At 65.8% G+C, this 6,126-nt stretch carries 5 protein-coding genes; 1 reads left to right on the top strand and 4 read right to left on the bottom strand.

Annotated features, from left to right (window positions below; translation table 11 throughout):
- Positions 1-64: 64 nt before the first annotated feature.
- The 3 genes from AC1DS3_RS33420 to AC1DS3_RS33410 form a co-directional block, all read right to left on the bottom strand.
- A complete protein-coding gene (locus AC1DS3_RS33420; RefSeq protein ID WP_441639873.1) occupies positions 65-1,444 on the bottom strand; it encodes an MmgE/PrpD family protein in 1,380 nt (459 codons plus the stop codon).
- A 144-nt stretch (positions 1,445-1,588) separates the two neighbouring features.
- Positions 1,589-2,788 carry a CaiB/BaiF CoA transferase family protein gene (locus AC1DS3_RS33415; RefSeq protein ID WP_441639872.1) on the bottom strand — a complete coding sequence of 400 codons (1,200 nt, stop codon included), beginning with the start codon at positions 2,786-2,788 and terminating at the stop codon, positions 1,589-1,591.
- Between the two features lie 12 nt (positions 2,789-2,800).
- A complete protein-coding gene (locus AC1DS3_RS33410; protein ID WP_318235482.1) occupies positions 2,801-3,970 on the bottom strand; it encodes an acyl-CoA dehydrogenase family protein in 1,170 nt (389 codons plus the stop codon).
- 420 nt (positions 3,971-4,390) lie between these two features.
- Here AC1DS3_RS33410 and AC1DS3_RS33405 point away from each other — a divergent pair, with 420 nt between their 5' ends.
- Positions 4,391-5,392 carry a tripartite tricarboxylate transporter substrate-binding protein gene (locus AC1DS3_RS33405; RefSeq protein ID WP_477128846.1) on the top strand — a complete coding sequence of 334 codons (1,002 nt, stop codon included), beginning with the start codon at positions 4,391-4,393 and terminating at the stop codon, positions 5,390-5,392.
- A 285-nt stretch (positions 5,393-5,677) separates the two neighbouring features.
- Here AC1DS3_RS33405 and AC1DS3_RS33400 read toward each other — a convergent pair.
- A partial coding sequence (locus AC1DS3_RS33400) for a C39 family peptidase (protein WP_477128845.1) occupies positions 5,678-6,126 on the bottom strand: 449 nt, incomplete at its 5' end.

Here is a 6,126-nt window from a genome sequence, read left to right as displayed (position 1 = left end):
CAGATAGGTCATGGCGGTGGTGACGGCGGACATGAAGCGAGTCTCGGTAGGATTGGCCATGTGATCAGGCGGTGGGCAGCCAGTCGATGACGCTCGCCTGCTTCTCCAGCGCCCACACGCGGGCAATGATGGTGCGCATCTCGGTCTCGCTTGCGCCGTGGCGGAACGCGCCCAGTTGCAGCGCCTTGGCCTCCAGCTCCGGGCGCGACAAGGTATTACCCGGATCGCCCTTGGGCACGTCCACGCGGCCCGCCAGCGTGCGGCCGTCGGTGGTCTTGACCGTGACGCGGCCGATCCACTGGCGCGGATACGCGGCATTGATCTCGTCGTCCAGTTCCATCTCCACCTTGTCGCGGAAGGCGGCCACCTTCGCGTCTTGCAGCGCATGGTCCTCGAACTCGCCCAGGCCGGCGTGCGCATGCACGGCGACCAGGCCCAGCACGGTGCCCATGGAGAACTTGGCCTGGTGGATGGTCTTGGGATCGGTCACGGGGCCGAGCACGTCGATGGCGCCCTGGTGCACGTGCGCGGTCACGCTGGCGATCTGGTCCGCGCTGATCTTCTCGCGCAGCATCAGGTCCTTGAGCGCATCGGCCGCCGGGTGCGTGTGGCGGCACGAGGCGAAGAACTTGAACGAAGTCTCGGCGGTGGCCCAGCGCTCGCCCAGGCCGTCGGTCAGGGCGGCGGGATTGGCGTCGCTGGACATGCCGGCGGCCATGCCCTGCGGGCCTTCCAGGATGCGCTTCGCACCGGTAAAGCCAGCGCGCGCGATCCAGGCGGACATCAGGCCGTCGGCAGCTGCCTTGGCGGTGTGCAGTTGCTTGGAGTCCGCGGCGTCGCGCAGGAATTCCCACAGGCCGGCGGCCTGCGTGCCGGCCGAGCCGAGCGCCTGGTTGATGCCTTCTGCGTCCATGCCATACAGCTTGGCGACAGCGGCGGCTGCCGCCAGCGTGCCGACGGTGCCTGTGGTGTGGAACACGCGATAGTGCGAGCGGCCCATGAATTCGCCGATACGGATGCCTGCCTCGTAGCCGGCGATGGATGCCAGCAGCACCTCGGCACCGCTCTTGCCTTCGGCCTGCGCGGCAGCGATCACGGCGGGGAACACCACGGCGGCCGGGTGCAGCACCGAGCCGTTATGCACGTCGTCCTGCTCCACCACGTGGGAGGAGGCGCCATTGATCAGGGCGGCAAAGTATGGCGAAGTGCGGCGGCGATCCACCAGCACCTCGGCCGGGCCCTGCTGCGGGCCCATCGCGGCGACGAACTCCTGCAGCTTGCGCACCGCCGGTGCATCCTTGCCGGCGATGGCGGAGGCAATCCAGTCGAGGAACAGGTCCTTGGTGCGTTCCACCACRTCGGCGGGCACGTCGGCCAGCGTGAAGCGGGCCAGGAAATCGCACAACTGGCGGGTAGGGTAGGTGTGGTCAGTGGCTTGGCTCATGCCGGCTCCGGGCGGGGTTCTGGGGTGGTGGTTTGTCTTTCTGTTCCTCCCCTCTCCCGCAAGCGGGAGAGGGGAGCCACGTCTGCGCGAAATAGTGCGCAGGCGCTACGCCTGCGCGTTGGCGTCACGGCTTCGTGCTGTTGTTCAAATCGTCTTGCTGTCCGTCATCCTGGCAATCTCATGCGCGCCGTAACCCAGCTCCGCCAGGATGGCCGCGCTATGCGCGCCCAGCGCCGGGACGTCGCCCATCACCGGCTCCACGCCCGACAGGTTGGCCGGCGGCAGCAACGCCCCGATGGGGCCGCCGGGGCTGGCCACTTCGCGCCAGCGTCCGCGTGCGGCCAGTTGCGGGTGGTTCCACACGGCCTCGATATCGTTCATGGGCGCGTTGGCGATCTGCGCGTCGTCCAGCAATGCTTCGACCTGCGTCACCGTCATCGGCGCGAAACGCGCTTCGATCAACGCGGTCAGCTCGGTGCGGTTCTTGACGCGCCCCGAGTTGGAGGCGAAGCGCTCGTCCTTGAGCAGCGCCGGCTGCGCCAGCACCTTGTTGCAGAAGGCCTGCCATTCACGCTCGTTCTGCAGGCCGAAGATCACGCTGCCGCCGTCGCCGGTACGGTGCACGCCATACGGCGCGATGGCCGGGTGCGATGCGCCAAATCGTGCCGGCGCCTTGCCGCCGTAGTGGCCGAAGTACAGCGCGTAGTTCATCCACTCGGTCAGTGCCTCCAGCATGGTCACCTCCACGCGCAGGCCCTGGCCGGTGCGCCCGCGCTGCAGCAGCGCGGAGAGGATGCCGCTATAGGCGTACATGCCGGCCGCGATGTCGGCGATGGAAATGCCCGCGCGCGATGGTTCGTCCGCGCTGCCGGTGATGCCGATCAGGCCGGCGGCCGCCTGGATCAGCAGGTCGTACGCTTTCTTGTCGCGATAGGGGCCGGCGTCTCCGTAGCCCGAAATATCGCAGACGATCAGCTTGCCGTAGCGCGGGTGCAGCGTGTCGAAATCCAGCCCCATGCGCGCAGCCGCGCCGGGTGCCAGGTTCTGCACCAGCACGTCCGCATCGGCCAGCAGGCGGTGCAGCACGGCTTGCGCCTCGTCTTGCTTGAGGTCGAGCGTCAGGCTCTCCTTGCCGCGGTTGAGCCAGACGAAGTGCGAGGCCTGGCCATGGACGGTCTCATCGTAGCCACGCGCGAAATCGCCCACGCCGGGGCGCTCCACCTTGACCACGCGGGCGCCCAGGTCGGCCAGCTGGCGGGTGGCGAACGGCGCGGCCACGGCGTGTTCGAGGGAGACGACGCGGATGCCATCGAGCGGGCGGATGCCCTGATGCGTAGCAAGCATTGGGGGCGGCCCTCAGAACGAGCGCGGCAGCTCGAGCACGTGCTCGGCCACATACGACAGGATCAGGTTGGTGGAGATCGGCGCGACCTGGTACAGGCGCGTCTCGCGGAACTTGCGCTCGATGTCGTATTCGGCGGCAAAGCCGAAGCCGCCGTGGGTCTGCAGGCAGACGTTGGCCGCTTCCCACGACGCATCGGCGGCGAGCAGCTTGGAGATGTTGGCTTCCTTGCCGCAGGGCTTGCCGGCGTCGAACAGCGCGGCGGCCTTGTAGCGCATCAGGCTGGCCGCTTCCACGTTCACATAGGCACGCGCGATGGGGAACTGGATGCCCTGGTTCTGGCCGATCGGACGGTCGAACACGATGCGCTCGCGCGCATAGCTGCTGGCGCGCTCGATAAACCAGTAGCCGTCGCCGACGCATTCGGAGGCGATCAGGATGCGCTCGGCGTTCAGGCCGTCCAGGATGTACTTGAGGCCCTTGCCTTCCTCGCCGATCAGGTTCTCGGCGGGGATCTCCAGGTTGTCGAAGAACAGTTCGTTGGTCTCGTGGTTGACCATATTGCGGATCGGCCGCACCGTCAGGCCCTTGCCGATGGCCTCGCGCAGATCCACCACGAACACCGACAGCCCCTCCGACTTGCGCTTGACCTGGTCCAGCGGCGTGGTGCGCGCCAGCAGCAGCATCAGGTCCGAGTGCTGCACACGCGAGATCCAGACCTTCTGGCCGTTGATGACGTAGCGGTCGCCCTTCTTCACGGCGGTGGTCTTGAGCTTGGTGGTATCGGTGCCGGTGGTGGGCTCGGTCACCGCCATCGACTGCATGCGCAGCTCGCCCGAGGCAATGCCCGGCAGCCAGCGCTGCTTTTGCTCGGCCGAGCCGTGGCGCAGCAGGCAGCCCATCACATACATCTGGCCGTGGCAGGCGCCGGAGTTGCCGCCGGTGCGGTTGATCTCCTCCATGATGACGGACGCGGCGGTCAGCGGCAGGCCCGAGCCGCCGTACTCCTCCGGGATCAGGGCGGACAGCCAGCCGGCCTTGGTCAGCGCCTGCACGAACTCTTCCGGGAAGGCGTTCTGCTCTTCCACGCGTTGCCAGTAGGCGGAATCGAAGCCGGTGCACAGGGCACGCACGGCTTCGCGGATGTCGGGATACGGCTGGTCGTGCGATTGTTCTGCGAACATGAAAAGGGGCCCCGGTATGGACTTATCTGGATGTTATGGAATCTAGCTTGCGGCCATTATTCCCGAGGGCCTGCCGTGCGGTAATTCGGATTTGCGAAAGAGCGGCTTAGCGCCCCCGGAAGCAGGCCGGGCGGGCACGGCACGGGTTTGGGCGGCGCCGCGCGCACTCGCCGGCGCCTGGCGGCTTCTGGCCTGCCTTGCCCACCCTTAGGGAAATCCGTATTGCATAGGCGTCGCTTTATCGCCACGCTTGCCGGAAACGATAACGCGGTAACGCGATAGCGCCGCACGCCCGCACGGGCCGACGCAGGCGAGCCCCGGCCGGCATAGCCCGGCCAATCCACCACGATGGAGACGAAAGACATGGCAGGCAGCAAACAGCAGCGGCACCGGCGGGTCGGCAGCGAACACGCAGCGCAGATGAACCGGGCCCAGGCACCATGGCGCTGGATGGCGCTCGCCGCGCTGGGCGTGGCGGCGGCACTCATCGCGCCTGCCCCGGCGCGGGCCGCCGATGCCTACCCCACCAAGCCGATCACCATGGTGGTCCCCTTTGCCGCGGGCGGCCCCACCGACGTGGTGGCGCGCACCATGGCCGCGGCCATGTCCAAGACCCTGGGCCAGAGCGTGGTGGTGGAAAACCGGCTCGGCGCCGGTGGCACCGTCTCCGCCGCCTACGTGGCCAAGGCCGCGCCGGACGGCTACACCATCCTGATCCACCACAACGGCATGGCCACCGCGCCGGCGCTGTACAGCAAGCTCCCCTACAAGCCGCTGACGGATTTCAGCTTTGTCGGYCAGGTAGCCGACGTGCCCATGACCCTGCTCGGCCGTCATGACCTGCCAGCCAGGACATTGCCTGAGCTGATTGCCTACATCCGCCAGAACCAGGGCAAGGTCAACCTGGCCAATGCCGGGCTGGGCGCGGTCTCGCAGCTGTGCGGCATGCTGTTCCAGAAAGCCATCGGCGTGGAGCTGACCGCCATTCCCTACCAAGGCACCGCGCCCGCGATGACCGCCCTGCTGGGCAGCCAGGTCGATATCCTGTGCGACCAGACCACCCAGACCCTGCCGCATATCAAGGCCGACAAGGTCAAGCTCTACGGCGTCACCACCACCACGCGCATCAAGGCCTTGCCTGACACCGCCACGCTAGCCGAGAGTGGGCTCAAGGGCTTCGAGGTCAAGGTCTGGCACGGCATCTATGCCCCGCATGGCACGCCGCCGGCGGTCATCGACCGGCTCAACGGCGCCTTGCGCACCGCGTTGAAGGATCCGGCGGTAGCGGCACGGCTGGCGGACMTGGGCGCCGAGATCGTGCCGCAGGACAAGCAGACGCCAGAAGGGCTGCGCACCTGGCTGAAGGCCGAGATCGAGAAATGGTCGCCGATCATCAAGGCAGCAGGGGTGAAGGCGGACTAATGGCGGGGGGCAGTCTGTCCCGAGAGAGAAGGCAGCGTGTGGCCCTTGCCCAATTGGGAATTTTTCAGCCCTCATATTCAGACACTACTCAATTCTGGCTGCCAATCCTGCCTGGCTCGATCGAACAACGTTGGCTCCGGGAGCGGTTGAGGACGAGCTGACCGGATCGAGTTCGCGGGAGCGGCCGACGGTGGACCCAATGAGCAGCAAATCCTACTGCATTTGTGCTGCCTCCGCGCTCCTATGCCTTCCCAGCAATGTTCCCCTTGCGCAGGACCAGTTCCTCTAGAGCGCCCGCTGAGTCTGCAACGCCACCGGGAGGGTGTGCGGATTGGGCTCGCCAAATGAACCTGATTTCAAGGGGGTTCCGTTAATAGGCTGAACTATAAGCAGTCTCCCCTTTAGAATCTCATCGTCCCGTGTTTGCCACATATTGAGGAATTGATCCCTGGATAGACGCCGATTTCCCCAAGATGGATCGCCGATCCAAACGTGGTCTCGAGATACACCCCGGATAACAGTGAAGTGATCCTCACTTTCAGGGCGCACATACGCCACTGCAGGAATCTCAAGCAACGTTAATTGTTCATACGACAATGCTATTCCTTGAGCCTTGAAGCCGAATTCTGGCAATACTTTAGCCATGTCGTCGAATGAGGCGACGTTATTGTTTTTTCCCATCGCATCCATAATTTGTTTTTCGGTGAAATTCGCCCCATAAAAACTCAAAATGG

Source organism: Cupriavidus sp. 01L46 (assembly GCF_056399905.1).
Note: the sequence above shows the minus strand (reverse complement) of the source record. Positions and strands in the feature narration are given on the sequence as shown.